Origin of the sequence: Pseudofrankia sp. EUN1h, assembly GCF_001854645.1 — a bacterium.
In the GTDB taxonomy this organism is placed as follows: domain Bacteria; phylum Actinomycetota; class Actinomycetes; order Frankiales; family Frankiaceae; genus Pseudofrankia; species Pseudofrankia saprophytica.
Genome location: NZ_MBLN01000002.1, coordinates 527,464 through 548,230 on the forward strand (window position 1 = coordinate 527,464; position 20,767 = coordinate 548,230).

The window sequence follows — 20,767 nt, forward strand, 5'->3', positions numbered from 1 at the left end:
CACGCGCCAGGTGACCGGGTCAGGCGTTGATGCCGTCCGGGTCGTCCGGGTCGGCACCGCTGCCGCTGCCGCTGGTACCGGTGCTGTCGGGCTGGCTAGGTTCCCTGGTCGCGGGCGTCGCGTCGATGCGGGCCCTCGCCGGGGCCAGGCCGGCCGGCCGCTCGGGCTCGACGTCCTCGACGTCCTCGACGTCCTCGACGTTCAGCTTGATGACGGGCGGGAAGCCGTGCTGGACGAGCCGGCGGTTGCGGAAGTGGCCGCTCATCCCCAGCCCCAGCCCCCCGGCCGCCACCAGCAGGAAGGCGACCAGCAGCGCCCGGACCCCGACCGGCCCCGGCAGTAGCGCGAAGATGACCGCGAACGGCAGCATCATCAGCACCGGCCGCAGCGCCTGCCGTCGCCGCCACCCCGGACCCGTTAGGTCCCGCGACACCCAGGCGACGTACCGGGCGGGCAGCGCCCCGCCGAACACGTATGCGACCCGTCCCGTCAGCGGCGGGGCCTCGGGTCCGCCGGCTGGTGCCGGTACCGTCGTCGCCGCCGGAGATGGCACCGTTCTGATGGGCTTCTCGGCCTCGGCGGTGCCCGTCCGGGCTTCGTTGCCAACGTTCATACGTCCGAGCCTACGAACCACGGGCGGCACCGGCGCCGCTGGCTGCATCACCCGGCTACGTCGTCGCCCAGGCCAGCGCCGGGTCACCCGCGGCCCGCCGTTCCAACAGGCGGGCCGAGAACGTGAAAGCCCTGGGGACCCTGCCCCCAGCAGAGTCCCCAGGGCTCACCCCCCAGCCGCCGCGAGTGCCCCCTAACACATCCGAAGCGGCATACAAATGCCGACTGTCCTGCGCCGGCTCGTCAAGCCGGAATGCGCCTCAAGCCCGGAATGCTCCCCAAGCCCGGAACATGACGAAGCGGCAGCCGCGGGAGGTGCCCGCGACCGCCGCTCTCGACCGAGGTCGGCCAGTCCTTCGAGGTCGGCTAGTCCTTGATCTCGCAGAGGACGGTGCCGCTGGGGACGACCGCGCCGACAGTGGCCGTGAGGCCGGTGATGGTGCCCGCGCGGTGGGCGGTGATGGGCTGTTCCATCTTCATCGCCTCGAGGACGACGATCAGGTCGCCCTCGGCCACGGTGTCGCCGTCGGCGACCCCTACCTTGACGATCGTGCCCTGCATCGGGCTGGTCAGCGAGTTGCCGCTGGCCGCGCCGGCCTTCTTGCCGCTGGCCTTGCGCTTCGGCGCCGCGCCGCGGGCGGCGCCACCGCCCGCGCCCCCGATGGCGCCGAGGCCGGCCGGGAGCACGACCTCCAGCCGCTTGCCACCGACCTCGACGACGACGGTCTCCCGCGCCGCGGAGTCGGCGGTCTCGTCCTGCGCCCCGCCGGTGAACGCCGGGATGGTGTTGATGAACTCGGTCTCGATCCAGCGGTTGTGGATCGTGAACGGCTCGTCGGCGTCGGCCGGGGCGAACGCCGGGTCGCGTACCACGGCCCGGTGGAACGGCAGCGCCGTCGCCATGCCCTCGACGACCAGCTCGTCGAGTGCGCGGCGGGCCCGCTCCAGGGCCTGCTGGCGGGTCGCGCCGGTGACGATCAGCTTGGCCAGCAGCGAGTCGAACGCCCCGCCGATGACGCTGCCGCTCTCGATGCCGGTGTCGACGCGCACGCCGGGGCCGGTCGGCAGCACCAGGCTGGTGACGGTGCCCGGCGCCGGCAGGAACTTGCGGCCGGGGTCCTCGCCGTTGATCCGGAACTCGATCGCGTGGCCGCGGGCCGGCGGGTCGGTGAAGCCGAGTGCCTCGCCCTCGGCGATGCGGAACTGCTCGCGCACCAGGTCGATGCCGGTCGTCTCCTCGGTCACCGGGTGCTCGACCTGCAACCGGGTGTTGACCTCGAGGAAGCTGATCATCCCGTCCTTGGCGACCAGGAACTCGCAGGTGCCGGCGCCGACGTAGCCGGCCTCCTTGGCGATCTTCTTGGAGGCCTCGTACAGCGACGCGCGCTGGGCGTCGGTGAGGAACGGCGCGGGCGCCTCCTCGACGAGCTTCTGGTAGCGGCGCTGCAGCGAGCAGTCGCGGGTGCCGACGACGACCACGTTGCCGTGCGTGTCGGCGAGGATCTGGGTCTCCACGTGCCGCGGCTGGTCGAGGTAGCGCTCGACGAAGCACTCGCCCCGGCCGAAGGCCGCGACCGCCTCGCGCACCGCGCTGTCGAACAGCTCGGCCAGCTCGTCCCGCGTCCAGGCGACCTTCAGGCCGCGGCCGCCACCGCCGAACGCGGCCTTGATGGCGACCGGCAGGCCGTGCTCGTCGGCGAACGCGATGACCTCGTCGACACCGGCGACGGGGTCGGCGGTGCCGGGCGCGAGCGGGGCGCCGACGGCGAGCGCGATGTGGCGGGCGGCGGTCTTGTCGCCCAGCCGGCGGATCGCGTCCGGCGTCGGGCCGATCCAGGTCAGCCCGGCGGCGATGACGGCCTCGGCGAAGTCGGCGTTCTCGGAGAGGAAGCCGTAGCCGGGATGCACCGCGTCGGCGCCCGACTTCGCGGCGACGTCGAGGATCTTGTCGATGCGCAGGTACGAGTCGCCCGGCGTGGATCCGCCGAGTGCGTACGCCTCATCGGCTACGCGAACGTGCAGGGCGTCGATGTCGGGCTCGGCATACACCGCGACGCTGGCATAGCCAGCGTCCTTGCACGCCCGCGCCACCCGGACGGCGATTTCGCCGCGGTTGGCGATGAGGATCTTGCGCACGTTCCTCCCGTCCTCGTTCGGCCTGCCCGAGTCTAGGGCGACTGAGGCCGCTGAGGTTGCTACTGGAATGTCCCTGCTTGCCCGTTGATCTTGTAACTGCGCCGTGGGCTGACGAGAATCCTGCGTCCTAGCTCCGTCAAAAGCCGTCCTGGCTCCGTCAGAAGCATCGGGTCGCCGGGGCTCGCCGGCCGGCGGCCGAGCCGTCAGTGACGACAATCACCCGGTCCGCAGGCCGCCGAGGATGCCCGCGCGCCGCCAGCCGCCCGCTCCCGGGCCACTCGCGACCCGCAACGCCTGGCTTCGGTCGGCCCACACCGACCGGGGCGCGCGCGGCGCCGGCACCGCCGCCGCGGCGGCGGCGTGCGCCGCGAACACCGCGACGATGGCCGCGACCTCCTCCGGTGTCGCGTCGCCGCGCACCAGTTTCAGCAACGGCCGGCGCGGCTCGGCCGGTTCGTTCTCGGCCACCGGCACCTCCTCGAGATGGTCTATGTGTCACTGTGCGGCTGGCGCTCGGTGCTTCAGGAAGCGCGAAGAAAGATCATTTTCGCACCTCCTGGCCCGCTAGAGCGGGATGTTGCCGTGCTTCTTCGGCGGCAGCGTCTGGCGCTTGTTACGCAGCAGCCGCAGCGCGCGGATCACCTCGCGGCGGGTCACCGACGGCGGGATCACGGCGTCGAGGTAGCCGCGCTCGGCCGCGATGTACGGCGTCGCGAAGTGGTGGTTGTAGTCGGCGATCAGCTCGGTGCGGCGGGCGTCCGGGTTGTCCGACTTGGCCAGCTCGCGGCGGTAGACGATGTTGACGGCGCCGCGGGCGCCCATGACGGCGATCTCGGCGGTCGGCCAGGCGAGGTTGATGTCGGCGCCCAGGTGCTTGGACCCCATGACGTCGTAGGCACCGCCGTAGGCCTTGCGGGTGATGACCGTGACCTTCGGGACGGTCGCCTCCGCGTAGGCGTAGATGAGCTTCGCGCCGCGGCGGATGATGCCGTTCCACTCCTGCGACGTACCCGGCAGGAAGCCCGGGACGTCGACGAACGTCAGCACCGGGATGTTGAACGCGTCGCAGGTGCGCACGAACCGCGCGGCCTTCTCGCTCGCGTCGATGTCGAGGGTGCCGGCGAACTGCATCGGCTGGTTGGCGACGACGCCGACGGACCGGCCGTCGACCCGGCCGAAACCGACGATGAGGTTCATGGCGAACTGCGCGTGCACCTCGAGGAAGTCCCCGTCGTCGAGGATCTTCTCGATCACCTTGTGCATGTCGTACGGGGTGTTCGGCGAGTCGGGGATGAAGGTGTCCAGCTCCGGGTCCACCTCGCCCTCGACGTCGGCGACCTCGTCGTAGATCGGCGCGTCGTCCATGTTGTTCGGCGGCAGGTACGACAGCAGCGCCTTGGCCAGCTCGAAGCACTCGGTCTCGTCCGTGGCCTGGAAGTGGGCGACGCCGCTCTTGCTGTTGTGCGTGTGGGCGCCGCCGAGCTCCTCGAAGCCCACGTCCTCGCCGGTGACCTCCTTGATGACGTCCGGCCCGGTGATGAACATGTGGCTGGTCTTGTCGACCATCAGGGTGAAGTCGGTGATCGCGGGCGAGTACACGGCGCCGCCGGCGCACGGGCCCATGATCAGTGACAGCTGCGGCACGACCCCGGACGCCAGCACGTTGCGATAGAAGATCTCGCCATACAGGCCGAGCGCGACGACGCCCTCCTGGATGCGGGCACCACCCGAGTCGTTGATCCCGATGACCGGGCAGCCGGTCCGCACCGCGAGGTCCATGACCTTGACGATCTTCTCGCCGAAGACCTCGCCGAGGCTGCCGCCGAACACCGTCGCGTCCTGGCTGAAGACGCACACCTGACGGCCGTCGACCGTGCCGTAGCCGGTGACGACGCCGTCGCCGTAGGGCCGGTTCGCCTCGACGCCGAAGTCGTGCGCGCGGTGGCGGACGAACGCGTCGGTCTCGACGAAGGAGCCCGGGTCGAGGAAGGCCGCGATCCGCTCGCGGGCGGTCATCTTGCCCTTGGCGTGCTGCGCGTCGACCGCTCGTTGCGATCCGGCGTGCACGGCGTCGTCGTTCACCCGTTGAAGCTGCGCGAGCTTTCCCGCTGTGGTGTGCGGGTCGGGCGTGGGTTCGGAAGCGGGCGCCGGAAGTGCCATGCGCGGCAGCGTACGGCCAGCGTGGGCGTGGGTGCGAGCAACAGTGCACTCTGTCTCACACCCGCGACTAGGGGTTGTGGTCCCGGTGGGCGAAGGTGGCGCGTGCTGGCAAGCTGTGGTCGTGGCTGACCCCAGAAGCGCGGCATCGGGCGGGCAGGGCCCGTCGGCGGCGAACGAGCCGGCGGTGGAAGGGCCGGCGGTGGCGGACCCGCTGGACGCCGCGGAGCTCGCCCAGGCCGGGCGGCCCGTGGGGCTGCGGGTGGTCGTCCTCGCCGAGACCGGCTCCACCAACGCCGACGTCGCCGCCAGGGCCCGCGCCGGCGAGCCGGCCGGGCTGGTGATCGCCGCCGAGCGGCAGAGCGCCGGGCGGGGTCGGCTCGACCGCTCCTGGGTGTCCCCGCCGGGCTCCGGGCTGACCGTGTCGCTGCTGGCCCGGCCGACGGTGCCGACGGCTCGGCTCGGCTGGGTGCCGATGGTCGTCGGCACGTCGCTGGTCGCGACGCTGCGCTCCCGGTTCGCGGTGCCGGCCTGGCTGAAGTGGCCGAACGACGTCCAGGTCGGTGGGGACAAGCTCGCCGGCATCCTGGTCGAGCTGGTCCGCGCCGCGCCGGGCAAGCCGGACGCGCCGAGGGCGTCGCCGCCGGGACTGGTGATCGGCTTCGGGCTGAACGTGCGCACCACCGCCGCGCAGCTGCCCCCGGGCGGCACCAGCCTGGCCGTGCTGGCCGCCGCCGGTCCCGGCGAGGTGCCGCGGCGGACCGATCTGCTCGCCGCGCTGCTCACGGGCCTCGCGGGCGCCCTGGCCCGGTTCGACGCGGATCCAGAGGCCGCCCGGCCCGGCTACCTCGAGGTGTGYGCGACCCTCGGCCGCGACGTCAGGGTCGAGCTGCCAGGCGGCGAGACGGTCGTGGGCGTCGCCACCGACGTCGACGAGACCGGCAGGCTGGTCGTCGGCGGCCGGGCCTTCAGCGCCGCCGACGTCGTCCACCTCCGGCCGGYTCCCGCCACGCCCTGAGCGGCCCGCTCTKGGGCATCTCGCCCGGATGTAACAGGGAGTGCGACGATCGTCGCGTGGCCTTTCCCGAAGACATCCTGACGGATGACGAAGTGGTGGTGCTCGACCTGCACCCGCACTGGATCCGGCTGGTACGGCCGGTGTTCAGCGCTGTCGTGGTGCTCGGTCTAGCCGTGCTGGCGGTCTTCTTCGCGCCTAACGGCGTACTGCAGAAACCGCTGCAGTACCTGGTGCTGATCGTCGCCGTGGTCCTGCTGGTCTATCTGACCATCGTTCCCTGGGTTCGCTGGGTGACGACGCGCTACGTGATCACCAACGAGCGGGTGCTGCTGCGCACCGGCGTGTTCACCCGATCGGGCCGGGACATCCCGCTGGTCCGGCTCAACGACGTCACGTTCGAGCACACGCTCTTCGAGCGGATGGTCGGCTCGGGCACGCTGACGATCGAGAGCGCGGGAGAACGCGGGCAGGTGGTCCTGACCAGCGTTCCCCACGTCGAGCACGTCCACCTGCGCCTCTACGAGCTCGGCGAAGCCCTCCGCGGCTACTCCGGCGCCTAGCGCGTAGGGCGGTCCTTACGGCGGGCGCTAGGCGCCCCGTCCGGAGATCGAGCGTGCTCAGCGGCGGGCGGGCAGGACAGTGCCGGTGACCTCGCCGAAACCGACGCGGGCGCCGTCCGGGCCCGGGGCGGTGGCGGAGATCGTGACCTGGTCGCCGTCGAGCAGGAAGGTGCGCCGTTCGCCGCCGACCGTGATCGGTTCCGCGCCGTTCCAGGTCAGCTCGAGCAGGCAGGCCCGCTGGTCCTTCTCCGGACCGGACACCGTGCCCGAGGCGAACAGGTCGCCGGTGCGGGCGGACGCGCCGTTCGCCGTCAGGTGGGCCAGCAGCTGGGCGGGGGACCAGTACAGCTCGCGGGCTGCCGGGCGGGAGACCACCTCGCCGTTCCAGCCGACGACCAGGTCGACGTCGAGGCCCCACGGCCGCCAGCCGGGCGCGCGCCCGCGCAGGTACGGCAGCGGCTCGGGAACCTGGGCCGGCAGTGGGACCCGGGCGGCGCGCAGCGCGGTCATCGGCACGACCCACGGCGAGACGGAGGTCGCGAAGCTCTTGCCCTGGTGCGGGCCGAGCGGCCGGGACTCCCAGTCCTGCAGGTCGCGCGCGGACCAGTCGTTGACCAGGACGGCGCCGAAGACGTGTTCGTCGAACTCGTCGACGCCAACCCGGTCGCCCAGGCGGGAGCCAGTGCCGATCACGAACCCGAGCTCGGCCTCGATGTCCAGCCGGAGGCTCGGGCCGTAGCTGGGTGTTTCCGCGCCCGGGAGCCGGCGCTGTCCCTGCGGGCGGACGATGCCGGTTCCGGAGACGACGACCGTGCCGGCCCGGCCGTGGTAGGCGACGGGCAGGTGCTTCCAGTTCGGCATCAGCGGCGGCGCGCCCGGGCGGAAGATCTGGCCGACGTTCGACGCGTGGTGCTCGGAGGCGTAGAAGTCCACGAAGTCGGCGACCTGGAACGGCAGGTGCGTGGAGACCTCGTGGACGGGGTGGCACGCCGCGTCGGGGACGTCGCCGGCGAGAAGGTCCGTGATCCGCCGGCGCGCGGCCAGCCAGCGCGCCGAGCCCTGGGCCAGGAACGGGTTCAGCGTCGGCGCCGCGAACACGTCGTCCTGGCTGTCCTCGCCGTCGGCCCTCCCACCGTTCCCGCCATCCTCGTCGTCACGCGGCCGTTCGCCACTCAGCAGGACGGTGAGGTCGACGACGGTGTCGCCAAGCCGCACGCCCACCCGCGGGGCGGTCCCCGCCGTGGAGAAGACGCCGTACGGCAGGTTGTCCGGGCCGAAGGGCGAACCCGCCGGGACCTCGACCACGCTCACGCCTGGGTTCCTCCGCCTGTCGGATGAATCGTCATCTCGGATCGGTGGTCATCGGGGCCCGATGCCGCCCGGACCGGTCCCGCCGGGCCCGGTCCGGTGGTCGGGGCGCGGCCGGACCAGGTCCAGGCGTAGGCCGGGTCCTCGGCCGCGCGGGCGCCCTCGCCGAGCTGGAGCGGTCGGAACGTGTCGACCATGACGGCGAGCTCGTCGACGAACTGCGCGCCGAGCGCGCGTTCGACGGCGCCGGGCTGCGGGCCGTGGCAGTGCCCGGCCGGGTGCAGGCTGACCGAGCCCTGGCCGATGCCGGCTCCTCGCCGGGCGGCGTAGTCGCCGCCGCAGTAGAACATCACCTCGTCCGAGTCGATGTTGGAGTGGTAGTAGGGCAGCGGCACCGCCAGCGGGTGATAGTCGACCTTGCGGGGCACGAAGTTGCAGATGACGAACCCGTCGCCGGCGAACACCTGGTGGGCCGGCGGCGGCTGGTGCACCCGGCCGGTCAGCGGCTCGAAGTCGGCGATGTTGAACGTGTACGGGTAGACGCAGCCATCCCAGCCGACGACGTCGAACGGATGTGTCGAGTAGACGTACCGGGTGCCGGTGACGGTGTGGGCGCCGCGGTGCCTGACCAGCACCTCGACGTCGTCGCCGTCGGCCAGGAGCGGCTCGGCCGGGCCATGCAGGTCCCGCTCGCAGTACGGCGCGTGTTCGAGCAACTGGCCGCGCGGGGACAGGTAGCGCCGCGGTGGCGCGATGTGCGTGCCCGCCTCGATCACGTAGAGCCGCAACGGCCGGACGGCGCCGGTGGCGGCGTCGGCGGCGTCGGCGGCGTCAGCGGGCACCCAGCGGTGCGTCGTCGACCGGGGCAGCAGCACGTAGTCACCCTGGCGGACGGTCAGCGCTCCGAAGACGGTCTCCACCGTCGCGGCGCCGGACTCGACGTACACGCACTCGTCGCCGGCGGCGTTGCGGTAGAGCGGCGAGGAGGCGCCCGCCACGACGTAGGAGATCCGGACGTCGGCGTTGCCGAGCACCAACCGCCGCCCGGTGACCGGGTTGACGCGCTTCCAGCTCTCTTCCGGGAAGAGGGCGGGAAGGCGCAGATGCCGGGGGAGTAGCGGCCGGTTCTCGGTGAGTGTCTGGTCCGGGGGCTCCCAGGGCGTCGCGTCGACGATCGCCGATGGGACGCCACGGTGGTACAGCAACGACGAGTCCGCCGAGAACCCGTCGGCTCCCATGAGCTCCTCGTAGTAGAGGCCGCCCTCGGGCGAACGGTGCTGAGTGTGCCGCTTGGGCGGGATCGAGCCAACCGCGCGGTAGTGCGCCATGTCCTGGCACCCCTCTCACACGCCTCCGGCGCACCGGTCCGACCTCCGGCTCACCGGGCCGCGAACCCCTAGAAGTTGCCGCGACTGGCCTGTTCGCGTTCGATCGCCTCGAACAGGGCCTGGAAGTTGCCCTTGCCGAACCCGAGCGAGCCGTGCCGCTCGATCAGTTCGAAGAACACCGTCGGTCGGTCTCCAATCGGCCTGGTGAAGATCYGCAGCAGGTAGCCGTCCTCGTCGCGGTCGACGAGGATGCCGCGGGTGCGCAGCTCGTCGATCGGCACCCGCACCTCGCCGATCCGCGCCCGCAGCGCCGGGTCGGTGTAGTACGAGTCGGGCGTGGCCAGGAACCCGACACCCCGCGACCGCAGCACATCGACCGCGCGGACGATGTCGTCGGTCGCCAGCGCCAGGTGCTGGACTCCCGGGCCGCCGTAGAACTCCAGGTACTCGTCGATCTGCGACCGCTTCTGGCCGGCCGCCGGCTCGTTGAGCGGGAACTTCACCCGATGGTCGCCGCTGGCCACCACCTTGCTCATGAGCGCCGAGTACCGCGTCGCGATGTCGTCGCCGACGAACTCGGCGAGGTTCGTGAAGCCCATGACCCGGTTGTAGAACGCGACCCAGTCGTCCATCCGCCCCAGCTCGACGTTGCCGACGACGTGGTCGAGCGCCTGGAACAGCGGCGCCCCGGCCCGCGCAGGCGGAGCCGACGCAGCCGCAGCCGTCGGACCCGTAGCCGTCACGGGCTGGACCGCGAGGTATCCGGGCAGGTACGGGCCGGTGTAGCGGGACCGGTCCACCAGGCTGTGCCGGGTGTCGCCATAGGCCGCGAGGCTGGCCAGGCGCACGGTGCCGTGCTCGTCGCCGACGTCGTGCGGCTCGTCCAGCACCACGGCCCCCTGCTCGCGGGCATGGGCGACGCACCGGTCGACGTCCGGGACCTCCAGCGCGACGTCCAGGACGCCGTCACCGTGGCGGCGATGGTGCTCCAACAGAGGGCTGGCCGGGTCCACGCCACCCGTCAGCACGAACCGCGCCGCCCCCGAACGCAGCACATARCCGACATGGTCGCGGTTGCCGGTCTCGGGGCCGGTGTAGGCGACCAGCTCCATCCGGTACACCAGCCGGTAGTAGGCGGCCGCCTGGGTGGCGTTCCCGACGACCCAGACCAGCGCGTCCCACCCGGTCACCGGGAACGGGTCGGCGGCCGGGTCGTGCTCCACCAGCCCGACCAGCCGTCGCAGCTGCTCCGGATCCAGGTGGGCGAGCCGTTCCTGTTCGGTGAGGGTCCGCTGAATGCTCATGGGCCGCCTCCTGCACCGTCCGCCCGGGAGCGCCGCCTGGTTCGCCAGGCTCCGCGTCCCGGACTGTCCCGCCGGGCGCTCGCCCACGCCCGTGCGCGCGCTGCCCGACGCCACCGTCCTACGCCCGCAGACCGGGGCCGTCCACTCCGACGCGAGGTATCGGCTGGCTACGGCTTCGTGAAGTCGCGCCACCAGGCGATCAGGCCGGCGGGATCGGCGGAGGCAGCGGACAGGGCCGTCTGGTCGGCGGTGACGGTCCAGAAGACCGCGAAGCGGGCGTCCGGTGTGCCGGGGGCGACCCGATCGCAGAGGAAGGTGCCGAGCTGGCGCGTCGAGCGCCCCCAGGTCTCGGTGCTCGGCTCGCCGGCGGCGCAGCTGCCGACGTCGTTGATGGCGCCGGTGCGCCGGTCGGCGTCGGCCTTCAGGGCCGCGGCGTCGTGGTAGTGACGCGCGATGACCTCGGCCGGGCCGGGCTCCCCGGCGATGACGTTGGTCTGGCACAGGATCGCGGCGTCGACGCCCTGGTCCAGGCTCGACCCCTGGCCGGGCGGCTCGGTGACCCGCTCGGGCGGCGCCGGCACACAGTCGCGCACCCGCAGCGGCCCGAGCGTCGCGGCAAGCGCCCGCTGCGCCGGCGTCAGGTTGTCGGCCGGGGAGCTCGCCGCCGGCGATGGTRCCGCCTGGGTGGTCACCGCGGGCGACGTGCCCGCGGTCGGCGCCGGCCCGTCGCCGCCGGTGGTGAGCACCACGGCGACCGTGATGCCGGCGGCCACCAGCACCGCCCCGCCGGCCGCCAGCGCCGCGACCTGCCCACGCCGCATCGCGGTCCCCCTTCGCCGTGTCCGGACTTCTCCAGGTCCCGTACGCCGCGTGGTGTGCGACGCCCGCCGCGCGCGGATCGTTGCGCCGGGCCGGTCGCCGCCGACGCGGTGGTGAGCCGACGGACCAGTGAGCCCGCCGGTCTCGTCCCTGTGCCGGCAGGGCGGCTCAGGCCGGCCGGGGGAGCTCAGGCCGGCCGAGGAGCGGCGGTGGGGCCGGCGCGGTCCGGGAAGGGCTCGAACGACTCCCACCAGTCGACCAGGGCCCGAGGGTCGGTGTCGTACGCGAGGAAGGAGACGACGTCGGCGTCCGAGCTCCAGAACAGGAAGGCGTGGCCGTCCCGGTGGTGGCAGACGACCGTCCCACCGGCCGGCGTGCCCGGGCCGGTGTCCCAGGAGAAGACCTCGTTCTCGCCGCGCTCGCACCTGCCCTCGCTGGGCACGCCGTTGGCGCGCTGGGTGACGTCGGAACGCAGCGCGTCCGCGTCCCGGTAGGCGTACACCGCCACCTGGCGGCCATCGGGCGTCGCGCAGAACAGCGCCGCCGTCACGCCGACACCGGCGGGGCTGGGGTTGGGCCGGCAGCCCACCATCTCCGCCGGGTCGAGCCGGTCGGCGAGGGCGCGCCGCTCCGACGTCCAGCCGCCGTCCGCGGCCTGCGGCGTGGCGGCGGCCGGTGTGGCCGCGGCGGCCGAAGTCCCTGTGCCGCCCGAGCAGCAGCTTGGCGCCACGGCGACCCAGGCGAGCCCGACGGCCACGAGCAGCATGGCGAGGCTCACCGACACCGCGGTCAGGGCGGGCCGGCGTCGCCAGAACGGCGCCGCGGGGGCCGACGGGTCGACCGCCCCCGGCCAGGCGCCGTACGCCACCGCGCCGCGGGCGCCGGGCACGCCGCCGGGGCCGGCCGTGCCGCCAGTGCCGGGCGGCGGACCGGGCCAGTTCGCCGGCATTGGCCCGGCGGCCGGCCGTGCTGGCGGCGGGGACGCGACCGGCCGTGAATACGGGGCTGGCGCCGGAGGCGCGGGCCGTGGGAGCCGGGGTGGGACCGGTGCCGGTGCCGGGACCGCGGGAGGGGCGGCGGCCGCGGGACGGGCGGTGCCCGCGGGACGTGCCGGCGGGCCGAGGGGCGCCGGCGGAGGGTGTGCGGCCGGCGGAGCGAGGGGAGCCAGGCGCAGACTGCCGCGAGGCGTGGTGTCGGGGTCGATGTCCTCGAGGCGCAGGCTGGTGGGGGTGACGTCGGCCCAGCCGGCGAGCGACGTCCAGCGGGCGTCCTCGTCCGGTGCCTCGCCCCAGGCGGGCGCKGCCTGACCGGGAAACGTGTCCGACTCGGAAGACGCCGGCGGGTGCCCGGCGGGGCCGGCGGCGCTGGTGGGCGCCAGGCCGTCGGGTCCCGGCGGCCGGTCATCGGATGGGCCTGCCACCGTTCCTCCCGCGGGTTGCGCCCGCGGCCACGCGCGGTCTGGACACGATCTGACACCGGACCCAGCTGGCCGGCCCGATCACATATCCGTTGGCAGGCCTCGGCCGTGGGTTTGACCATTGTTGCGCGGCCGTCGGTTTTCGACCACTGGCGGCCTATGGCTGGAACGAGGCGATTGGTCCGAGAACCCGCCCGAGACGTCCGGCAGGCCAGGAGATCGGCGACCGACTGTGGCCAAGGGTGACCGAGCCGGCCGGCGGCCGAGCGGCGGGAGGCGCGTCGGCCGCCGCCCGTCCCGCGTCGGCCCCCGGCCGGACGATCGGTGGGGATGGATCAGGCGAGCGGGTCGAAGTCGGTCCACCACTGGTAGAGGGCGACCCCGTCCTTGTCGGTGGCGAAGAAGGCGAGCAGGTCGTCGTCGTAGGTCCAGTGCATGTAGAACGAGCCGTCGTCGGTGTGCCCGCAGAGCAGCGCGCCCTCGTCGACCTCACTGTCCGTGAAGTTCCACGTGCCGACCTGGTCCTTGCCGTCCTTGCAGTCACCCGCGTCGTTGATCGTCTTGCTGCGCGCGTCCGTGTCGCGCTTCAGCGCGTCCGCGTCGAAGAAGCTGAACGCGAAGATGCCGCGGCCGTCATCGGTGGCCGAGCACAGCACCGCCGCCTGGACGTCGCTGTCCTCCTGGTCGGACGCTGCCTCGCAGTCCGAGACGGCGTCCGGGTCCAGCTGGGACACCAGTGCTTGCTCGGCCAGGCTGAGCGCGCCGGAAGCCGTGGGCGACGGGGCCGGGGTGGTGGTCGGCGGCAGCGTGGGGCTCGTCGTCGCGGACGCGGAGACCGTTGGCTGCGTGGTCGGCGTGCCCGACGCCACCGGCTTCGGCTTGTCGTCGCCACCGGCCAGGGTTACCCCCAGCACCACGATGAGGATGATCAGCACGACGCCGGCCGCGACCCCGCCGATGATCAGGTTGCGGCGGTTGTTGTTGCGCGGCGGCTGCGGCTGGCCGCCGCCGGGGTAGCCGGCGCCGCCATAGCCCTGCTGCTGCGCGTAGCCCTGCTGGCCGTAGTCGTAGCCCGCGGGCTGCTGACCGTAACCCGGTTGCTGGTAGCCGCCGTAGCCCTGCTGGGTCTGCTGGCCGTAGTCGTAGCCCGCGGGCTGCTGACCATAGTCCGGCTGCTGGTAGCCCTGCGTGGCTCCGTAACCCTGCTGGGGGTAGCCCTGCTGGTCGTACCCCTGCGGAGCCGGCGTCTGGCCCGGGTATCCGCCTGGGGCGGGTGTCTGCGGCGGCGGGTAACCACCCGGCGCGGGCGTCTGCGGCGCCGCGGGGTAACCACCCGGCGCGGGCGTCTGCTGCGGCGGCGGGTACCCACCCGGCGGGGGGTAACCGCCCTGCTGCGGGTAGGGCGTGGTCGGCTGGTAGCCCGGTGTTCCGCCGGGCGCGGCGCCGGGCGGCGTCGCCCCCGGCGTGTTCGCCCGGTACGGGTCGGCGGTGCCGCCGCCGACCATCCGGGTCACGGCGTCCGAGTCGTCCGCCGGCTGGCCGCCTGCGCCGGGCGCGGATGGGCCCTGCCCGTAGGGCGACCGGCCCGGCGCCGCCCCGGACCCACCGACGAGCTGGGTCTCGGCGTCCGAGTTGTCCGGCTCGTGGCCTGTTGGCTGCATGACTTTCCCTCCCAAAGGGTCCCCGGGTGCCCCACGCTCCATCCCCAGGGCCGGTGTCCGATGTTAGGAGGTCGTGCCGTCTTGCGGCATCTCGCGGTCGGTTGTCGGACATCGGACGTCGCGCGTACGACATGACGATGTCGTGCCGGCGGGCCGATGAAGACCGGTTGGTGGGCCGCGCTGGCCGCCTCGCCGAGTAGGCGCCGACGGGGGAAATGCCGGCCGACCGGCGTATGAGAGCGGTTACGGCTTCGTCAGGGCAGAGCCCGCCGCGGCATCTGCGACCGCTTCAGGGTTKGCAAACGAGCGGCAATATTGTGCATCCGTTGCTTATTTCCGAGACGGACCCTGTGTCCAGCTAGCCGGGAAGAGGACCACAGGAATTCGCGCTCCAGCCATCCGGCCGCGGCTTACGGCGGGCATGGGCGGCGCTTCTCACGGGGGGATTACGAGATCGACGGCATCGGCGGAACGCGGGCGTGGCTCTCGTATCGACTACCCCGGTCGGCCGGTGACTGTGTTCGGCTACTCGTGGTTACCACTGGATACCCGACTCGAGCGGAGTGGCGGTACCCGGAGTTGCTCCGGTGTTTCGTTCAGCGCCCGGCTGGCTCGGGCACGCGGGCCGCCCGCTCGTTGGCGGGGCCGGAGACGGCGCGCGGGTGGTCCGGGTGCAGGAACACCCAGCGCTTGTACGCCCAGAAGCGGAAGACCGTACCAAGGCCGGTGCCGAGCACGTTGCCGAACAGGTTGAACGCGAGCGCGCCCTGCAGTCCCAACACGTACTTGCCAAAGCCCAGACAGGCCAAGGCGATACCAAGGCCGATCGCGTTCAGAACGATGAACAACGTGTACTCACGCCGCACGCCGGTGCGTGCGCGGTGGGTGAACGACCAGGTCCGGTTTCCGATGTAGGCGATCGTCGCCGCCACGATCGTGGAAACGGTCTTCGCAGTCAGCTGCTCCATGTGGAGCTGCGAGTGACACAGGTTGGAGACGAGTACGTCGACCACGTACGCGACCGCGCCGACCGCACCGAACTTGCTCAACTCGCGGATGAGCAGCGCCAGCCGTGATGGCCGTGCCCGGTGCTTCACGACAGACAACTCAGGCTGATTTCTGCCACCCTCCGAGACTACCGACGCCACCCGGCGGCCCTTCGACCGCCCCCGCCCGATCCGCTGGGCGCGGCGGCGGGTCGATACGGACGCGGCCGGATCAACGACGGAAGGCAAAGATCCTCCTTGAGGGGTGGGTGTACTTCGTCGACAGACGGTCTGCCCTCGTTTGCTGTCGGTGACACCGTTCCCCTTGTCCCCAACCAGCGGGCGGCCAGATGTCCTGTAGGTCGGGCACCTCGTCGGTCTCTTCACTGTAGAGGGCGCCCGCGCGGGGCGAGTCCGACACCCGGGGCGACGCCCCCGGCACCGGCGGGCACCCCACTTTCGACCCGGGGAAAGTTTCCTGTGGAGCCCGAGTCGGATCATCCGCCGCCCCCCGGGACGCCGAGTGCCCTCCCGGGCATACGGCCGTAGCCGGGCTGGGCCGGGCTGGGTGGGCAGGCCGGGACGCGCCGGGCCGGGCCGGGCCGGGTCTGGTCGGACGACGTGACCCGGCCGCAGGCTAGCCGCCGTGTCCCTGGCCGGCCGACCTCTCGTCGGTCGGCGCCGGCACCCGAGCGTCGCTCGGGCGGCCGAGGCTGTGGTACGCCCAGCCCGCGGCACGCCAGCGGCCCGCGTCGAGGGCGTGCCTGCCGTCGACCACCACTGCGCCGGCCACGTAGGACAGCAACGCGGCCGGGTCGAGCTCGCGGAACTCGCCCCATTCGGTCAGTACCAGCACCGCGTCGGCGCCGGTGACCGCCTCGCGCACCGAGGACGCGTAGTCCAGCGACGGGTAGCGCAGCCGCGCGTTCGGCACCGCCGCCGGGTCGTACACGGTCACCAGCGCGCCTTCGACGGCGAGCGCCGCGGCGATGTCGAGCGCCGGCGAGTCGCGGATGTCATCGGAGTTCGGCTTGAACGCGGCGCCAAGCACGCCCAGGCGCCGGCCGTCGACGGCGCCGCCGAGTGCCGACCGGGTCAGCGTCACCGCCCGCTCGCGCGCCCGCAGGTTCACCGCGTCGACCTCGGCCAGGAAGGCCAGCGAGTCCGTCGCGCCCAGCTCGGTCGCCCTGGTCTGGAACGCGCGGATGTCCTTGGGCAGGCAACCGCCGCCGAAACCGATGCCGGGGCGCAGGAAGCGGCTGCCGATCCGGGCGTCGTAGCCGATGCTGGTGGCCAGCTCCAACACGTCGGCGCCGGCCACGTCGCAGATCTCCGCCATCGCGTTGATGAACGAGATCTTGGTGGCAAGGAAGGCGTTCGCGGCGACCTTGACCAGCTCGGCGGTGGCGTAGTCGGTGACCACCACCGGTGTGCCCGCCTCGATCGTCTGGGCGTACACCGTGCGCAGACGAGCCTCGGCGGCGCCGCCTGGCGCGACGCCGAACACCAGCCGGTCGGGGCGCAGCGTGTCGTTGACGGCGAAGCCCTCCCGCAGGAACTCCGGGTTCCAGGCGAGCTCGACGTCGGGCGCGGCGGCATGGATCCTGGCGGCCAGCGTCGCCGCCGTCCCGGCGGGCACGGTCGACTTGCCGACGACCAGCGCGCCGGGCGCGAGGCCCACGTCGATCAGTGCGTCCACGGCCGCGTCGACGTAGGTCAGGTCGGCGCCGCCGTCGCTGGCGCGTTGCGGGGTGCCGACGCAGATGAAGTGCACGTCGGCCCAGCTGGCGACGTCCCCGATCCCGGCGGTGAACGACAGCCGTCCCGACTCGAGGTTCTTGCGCAGCAGCTCCTCGAGGCCCGGCTCGAAGAACGGCACCTCCCCGATCGACAGCCGCGCCACCTTCGCCGCGTCGACGTCGTAACCGATCACGGTGAAGCCCAGCTCCGCCATGCACACGGCGTGGGTCGCGCCGAGGTAGCCGGTGCCGAGCACGGCGACCCGCGGCCCGGACTCGGCTCCGGGCGGCGCCGTGGCCCGCTCGGACGTGCTCGACGTGCCCACGCTCGACCAGCTCACGGTTCGCTGCCTCTCTGTGTCATCACCGATGTCTGTGCCGGCACCGATGCCTGCGCGGCTGGCGGTTCGGCCCGGCCCGGCCGGCCCGGCCAGCCAGCCGACGGTAACCGGCGCCACCGAGTCCGGTTGGGCCGGTTTGCGCCGTCCGCCAACCTGCCCGCTGGTGGTAACCCCGCGTTGCGGAGGCGTTCGTCCGCGACGACCTCGGCACCCGAATCGGGATCATCCGGGCGCGGAGGCTGGCTGATGGTCACGCTGTGAAATACCCACCTGGAGCGTTCGCCACCTTCCGGGGCCGTCGCTCAGTCCGTATCCGGCGCGCGCCCCGGCGGCGTCGCCGCTTCCGCCAGAGACAGCTGGCGCACGCCGGCGGGCAGCGGACGGCGCGTGCCACAGACGGCCGTCACCCGCTCCGTCGCGATCCGGCGCGCGAGCGCGCCGTCGTCGAGGTGAGTGTCGAGGTGGCGGCACAGCACCACCGACGCGCCGGTCACGAGCGGCGCGAGCACCGCGGCCAGCAGGCCCTCGGCGTCGCCGGGCCCCGCGGCGGCCAGCAGCCGGTCGCCAGGTCCGAGGCCGGCGAACCCCGCCGCCGAGGCGGCGCGGGCGAGCAGGGCCGTCTGGGCCGGGGGTGGCGCGGGCGCGGCGAACCGGTCGCCGTGCGCGGGCACCTCCGCGGCGAAGTCGAGCACCCCGGCCACCGGGTGGGCCATCCGGGCGCCGAACGGGCGCAGCGACAGCGCGACGACCTCGTCCGCGCCGAGCGCCAGCGCGGCGTCGACCCGGCTCTCGGCGACGAAGAAGGCCTGGACATCACCCCCAGCCACCTGGCCGGCCTCGTCCGCTGCTTCTGTTCCGTCCGCCAGCGGCCCGGTCTCCGCGCCCGCGGAGTCGGGGGCGACGAGGACCTCGAGACCGGCCGACCAGGCGGCCAGCAGGATGACGACGGCGAGCCAGTGGGCCGGCAGGTCCACGCCGACGCGGTCGCCCGGTCCGAGGCCGAGGGTGTCGACCAGCAGGTTCGCCGTCTTGGCCACCCAGTTGTCCAGGGTCACGCCCGAGAGCTCGACCCGCTCGCCGGTGGCGTCGTCGTAGAACGTGACCATCGGGCTCGCCCCGTCGGCCCGCAGCCGGGCCGCCAGCGCCGCCGCCACCCCCGGGAACGGCGCCGCGCCGCTCGCGGCGGCCCCGCCGCCCGGCCCCGCCAGGTCGAGCAGCGCTTCGACCGGGATGAGCCGGGGCGCGTCGTCCATCACGGCGTGCACGAGGTGTCGGCCGGGATGCCGCCGGACCCCAGCGGCGCGGTGGTCGTCGGCGCGACCGTCGCAGCCGTCCCCGCCGCGCCGGCCGCGGGAGCCGCGCCGGTGGCGGCGCTGGCGCCCGTCGGCCCGGCGCCGCCCGCGACACCGGTGAACGACGAGCCGAGCACGAGCTCGAGGCCGCTGCCGGTGAGCGTGGCATCGGCCACCGCCCGCGCGCCCGGGATCCTGGCGACGAGGGTCTTGGCGGCGCCCTCCTGGCCTGGCGCGTAGCGGACCTCGGTCGCGCTCTGGTCGGCCGTGGCCGTCGTGGCGGCCATGAAACCGCCGAACCCGAGCGCCCGCAGGTCGGCCGACGTGGCGGCGGCGAGCCCCGTGCGGCCCGACGCGTTGGCGATCGAGGCGACGATGACCTGGGCGGGCGCCACCGGCGGGGCGCTGGCGATCGCCGCGTCCTGCGGCGACGCGGGGCGCAGCGGCGCCAGGATCTGCTCGAACTCCTCGGTGTTGATGAACAACACGGCCCCGTGGACGCCATAGGTGCCGTACATGTCCGAGGCGCCCTCGCTCTCCAGCGGGACGTGCGTCGGCACGGTGACGAACTTGACCTTGCCGGAGCCGAGCTTGCTGACCCGGTCGGCGAGCTTGATCAGCTCCGTCTGGCCGAGGCCCGAGTCCATCTCGATCGCGCCGCCTACGGCACCGAGCAGCGCGGTGATCTTCGCCGGGTTCGTGAGCACGCCGGTGCTGGTCGCCTGCGTCAGCAGCTTGGACAGGAACTGCTGCTGCCGCAGGATCCGCAACCGTTCGTCACCCAGGGCGTGCCTGGTCCGGACGAAGGCCAACGCCTGGTCCCCGTTCAGGTGGTTCTCCCCCAGCTGGCCGTGCCACTGCGAAAAGTTGTCGTTCAGATTCGTGGTGCTGCCGTTTGGCATCCGTGTGACACAGACGGTAACACCACCGATCGCGTCCGTTATCTGCTTGAAGCCGGCCAGGTCGATCTTGATGGTGTGGTCGATGTGCAGGTCCGTCAGCGCCTCGAGGGTGGTGATCAGACCGGGCACGCCGCCGTAGGTCATGACGTTGGTGAGCTTGTCCTTGCCGTCCCGCGGTACGTCCTTCGCCGCGGACGTCGGGACGACCACCTTGACCAGCTCGTCGCGGGGGAACGAGAGCAGCGTCGCGGTGCCGTCCTTGTCGAAGTGGGCGATGATCGTCGTGTCTGACCGGTTGCCCTCGACGGCCTCGCCGCCGTACTCGTTGCCCGTGCCGTCGCGGCTGTCGTCGCCGAGCAGCAGGATGTTGACGCTGCCCGGTACCTCCGCCGGCCTGTCCCCGCCGACGTTCCAGGCGCTGTTGCGGGTGAGGTTCCTGTCGAACTGGTTGTAGAGGAACCAGCCGACCCCGCTCAGCGCGAGCACGAGGGTCGACAGCAGGGAGCAACTGACCAGGGAGAGTCGCCGCAGCGAGGAGCGGCGGCGGCGGGGGGCTCGGGGGTTGAGCTCCGGCGGCAGAGCCGGGCGCGGCAGGGTTGCGTGGCTCACCGGCGGTGCGGCCCTCCTCGGCGGGTCGGACAACCAGACAGACCGGACGGCTGGGACGGTCCCGTCGGCTGGGCCGACGGGACGTGTCCGCTGGCCCGCGTCCCCCCGCGCGCGTCGCGGCCACCGCTCCGGCGCGCCGTGGGCGGAACGATCCCAGACCAGTGTCGTTGTCCCGAGTTAGGACGCATCGCTTCGCTTGGACGTTGCCATCCGGCCATGCGAGCTTAGAGACAACAGACGAGTGTGACGTTGTTGTCACAGAACGTCACGGCAGTGGGGTGCTTGGGCTGGTGCGTGGGCGGTCTGGCGCGCAGGCGGGCAGCCGCGCAGGTCCGCCGGCCGGTGCCGCATCCGACCGAAGGCATCGGTCGTGAGATTCACCACGGCGTCACGGCTGGGTCCGCGTCGGGGGCCCGCGGGCCGCTGACGCGCGGTCCGGAGACCGTTGGCACAGGCTGGTCGGCCGCCCGATCTGTTGTCTTTTTGGAGTTTCCGCGGTGTTTACCTAGCCTTGTGGCGATGGTATCGGCCGCGGGCACGGGCCACGGGCCGCGGCCAGGACGCCCGGGGCCGCCGCC

General features: G+C 73.0%; 16 protein-coding genes. 2 read left to right on the plus strand and 14 right to left on the minus strand.

The window, feature by feature from the left end; translation table 11 throughout:
- Positions 1–19: 19 nt before the first annotated feature.
- From BCD49_RS02940 to BCD49_RS02955, 4 genes are all read right to left on the minus strand, one after another.
- Positions 20–613, minus strand: a complete 594-nt coding sequence (locus BCD49_RS02940; protein WP_007518008.1) for a DUF5313 family protein — start codon at positions 611–613, stop codon at positions 20–22.
- Between the two features lie 365 nt (positions 614–978).
- Positions 979–2,748 (minus strand): acetyl/propionyl/methylcrotonyl-CoA carboxylase subunit alpha, encoded by a 1,770-nt coding sequence (locus BCD49_RS02945; RefSeq protein ID WP_007518007.1) that lies wholly within the window; start codon positions 2,746–2,748, stop codon positions 979–981.
- Positions 2,749–2,964: 216 nt separating this feature from the next.
- Complete coding sequence (locus tag BCD49_RS02950) at positions 2,965–3,216, minus strand: acyl-CoA carboxylase epsilon subunit (protein ID WP_007518006.1); 252 nt, start codon at positions 3,214–3,216, stop codon at positions 2,965–2,967.
- Positions 3,217–3,312: 96 nt separating this feature from the next.
- On the minus strand, positions 3,313–4,908 hold the full coding sequence (locus tag BCD49_RS02955) for an acyl-CoA carboxylase subunit beta (RefSeq protein WP_007518004.1): 1,596 nt from the start codon (positions 4,906–4,908) through the stop codon (positions 3,313–3,315).
- A 121-nt stretch (positions 4,909–5,029) separates the two neighbouring features.
- Here BCD49_RS02955 and BCD49_RS02960 point away from each other — a divergent pair, with 121 nt between their 5' ends.
- Complete coding sequence (locus BCD49_RS02960) at positions 5,030–5,923, plus strand: biotin--[acetyl-CoA-carboxylase] ligase (protein WP_442960459.1); 894 nt, start codon at positions 5,030–5,032, stop codon at positions 5,921–5,923.
- Between the two features lie 56 nt (positions 5,924–5,979).
- Positions 5,980–6,483 carry a PH domain-containing protein gene (locus tag BCD49_RS02965; RefSeq protein ID WP_007518000.1) on the plus strand — a complete coding sequence of 168 codons (504 nt, stop codon included), beginning with the start codon at positions 5,980–5,982 and terminating at the stop codon, positions 6,481–6,483.
- Between the two features lie 57 nt (positions 6,484–6,540).
- Here the strand turns inward: BCD49_RS02965 and fahA are convergent, their stop codons facing one another.
- The 10 genes from fahA to BCD49_RS03020 form a co-directional block, all read right to left on the minus strand.
- Positions 6,541–7,794, minus strand: a complete 1,254-nt coding sequence (gene fahA, locus BCD49_RS02970; protein ID WP_007517998.1) for a fumarylacetoacetase — start codon at positions 7,792–7,794, stop codon at positions 6,541–6,543.
- The gene (locus tag BCD49_RS02975; RefSeq protein WP_007517997.1) at positions 7,791–9,119 is read right to left on the minus strand and encodes a homogentisate 1,2-dioxygenase; all 1,329 of its coding nucleotides are present in this window, start codon (positions 9,117–9,119) and stop codon (positions 7,791–7,793) included. Before BCD49_RS02975 ends, fahA begins: the two co-directional genes overlap by 4 nt.
- Positions 9,120–9,187: 68 nt before the next feature.
- Entirely contained in the window at positions 9,188–10,423 is a 1,236-nt protein-coding gene (hppD, locus tag BCD49_RS02980; protein WP_071041074.1) for a 4-hydroxyphenylpyruvate dioxygenase, read from the minus strand.
- A 167-nt stretch (positions 10,424–10,590) separates the two neighbouring features.
- Positions 10,591–11,244 (minus strand): hypothetical protein, encoded by a 654-nt coding sequence (locus tag BCD49_RS02990; RefSeq protein WP_071041076.1) that lies wholly within the window; start codon positions 11,242–11,244, stop codon positions 10,591–10,593.
- Positions 11,245–11,429: 185 nt separating this feature from the next.
- Complete coding sequence (locus tag BCD49_RS43370; RefSeq protein WP_071041077.1) at positions 11,430–12,662, minus strand: hypothetical protein; 1,233 nt, start codon at positions 12,660–12,662, stop codon at positions 11,430–11,432.
- Positions 12,663–12,994: 332 nt separating this feature from the next.
- Positions 12,995–14,320, minus strand: a complete 1,326-nt coding sequence (locus tag BCD49_RS43375) for a hypothetical protein (RefSeq protein ID WP_007519623.1) — start codon at positions 14,318–14,320, stop codon at positions 12,995–12,997.
- A 596-nt stretch (positions 14,321–14,916) separates the two neighbouring features.
- Positions 14,917–15,417, minus strand: a complete 501-nt coding sequence (locus BCD49_RS03005; protein WP_035924180.1) for a GtrA family protein — start codon at positions 15,415–15,417, stop codon at positions 14,917–14,919.
- Between the two features lie 526 nt (positions 15,418–15,943).
- Positions 15,944–17,386, minus strand: coding sequence for a UDP-glucose dehydrogenase family protein (locus BCD49_RS03010; RefSeq protein WP_007519628.1), 1,443 nt, complete (start codon positions 17,384–17,386; stop codon positions 15,944–15,946).
- A 302-nt stretch (positions 17,387–17,688) separates the two neighbouring features.
- Positions 17,689–18,639, minus strand: a complete 951-nt coding sequence (locus tag BCD49_RS03015; protein ID WP_007519630.1) for a TIGR03089 family protein — start codon at positions 18,637–18,639, stop codon at positions 17,689–17,691.
- Positions 18,639–20,189: an LCP family protein gene (locus BCD49_RS03020; RefSeq protein ID WP_007519632.1), complete on the minus strand. Its 1,551-nt coding sequence runs from the start codon at positions 20,187–20,189 to the stop codon at positions 18,639–18,641. The genes BCD49_RS03015 and BCD49_RS03020 overlap by 1 nt, the downstream gene beginning before the upstream one ends.
- Positions 20,190–20,767 lie beyond the last annotated feature (578 nt).

What these genes read in the sequence shown, in the direction of transcription:
- BCD49_RS03015 (WP_007519630.1), bottom strand. Translation starts at nt 18,639, where the DNA reads ATGGACGACGCGCCCCGGCTCATCCCGGTCGAAGCGCTGCTCGACCTG.
- BCD49_RS43375 (WP_007519623.1), bottom strand. Translation starts at nt 14,320, where the DNA reads ATGCAGCCAACAGGCCACGAGCCGGACAACTCGGACGCCGAGACCCAG.
- BCD49_RS02975 (WP_007517997.1), bottom strand. Translation starts at nt 9,119, where the DNA reads ATGGCGCACTACCGCGCGGTTGGCTCGATCCCGCCCAAGCGGCACACT.
- BCD49_RS02940 (WP_007518008.1), bottom strand. Translation starts at nt 613, where the DNA reads ATGAACGTTGGCAACGAAGCCCGGACGGGCACCGCCGAGGCCGAGAAG.
- BCD49_RS02955 (WP_007518004.1), bottom strand. Translation starts at nt 4,908, where the DNA reads ATGGCACTTCCGGCGCCCGCTTCCGAACCCACGCCCGACCCGCACACC.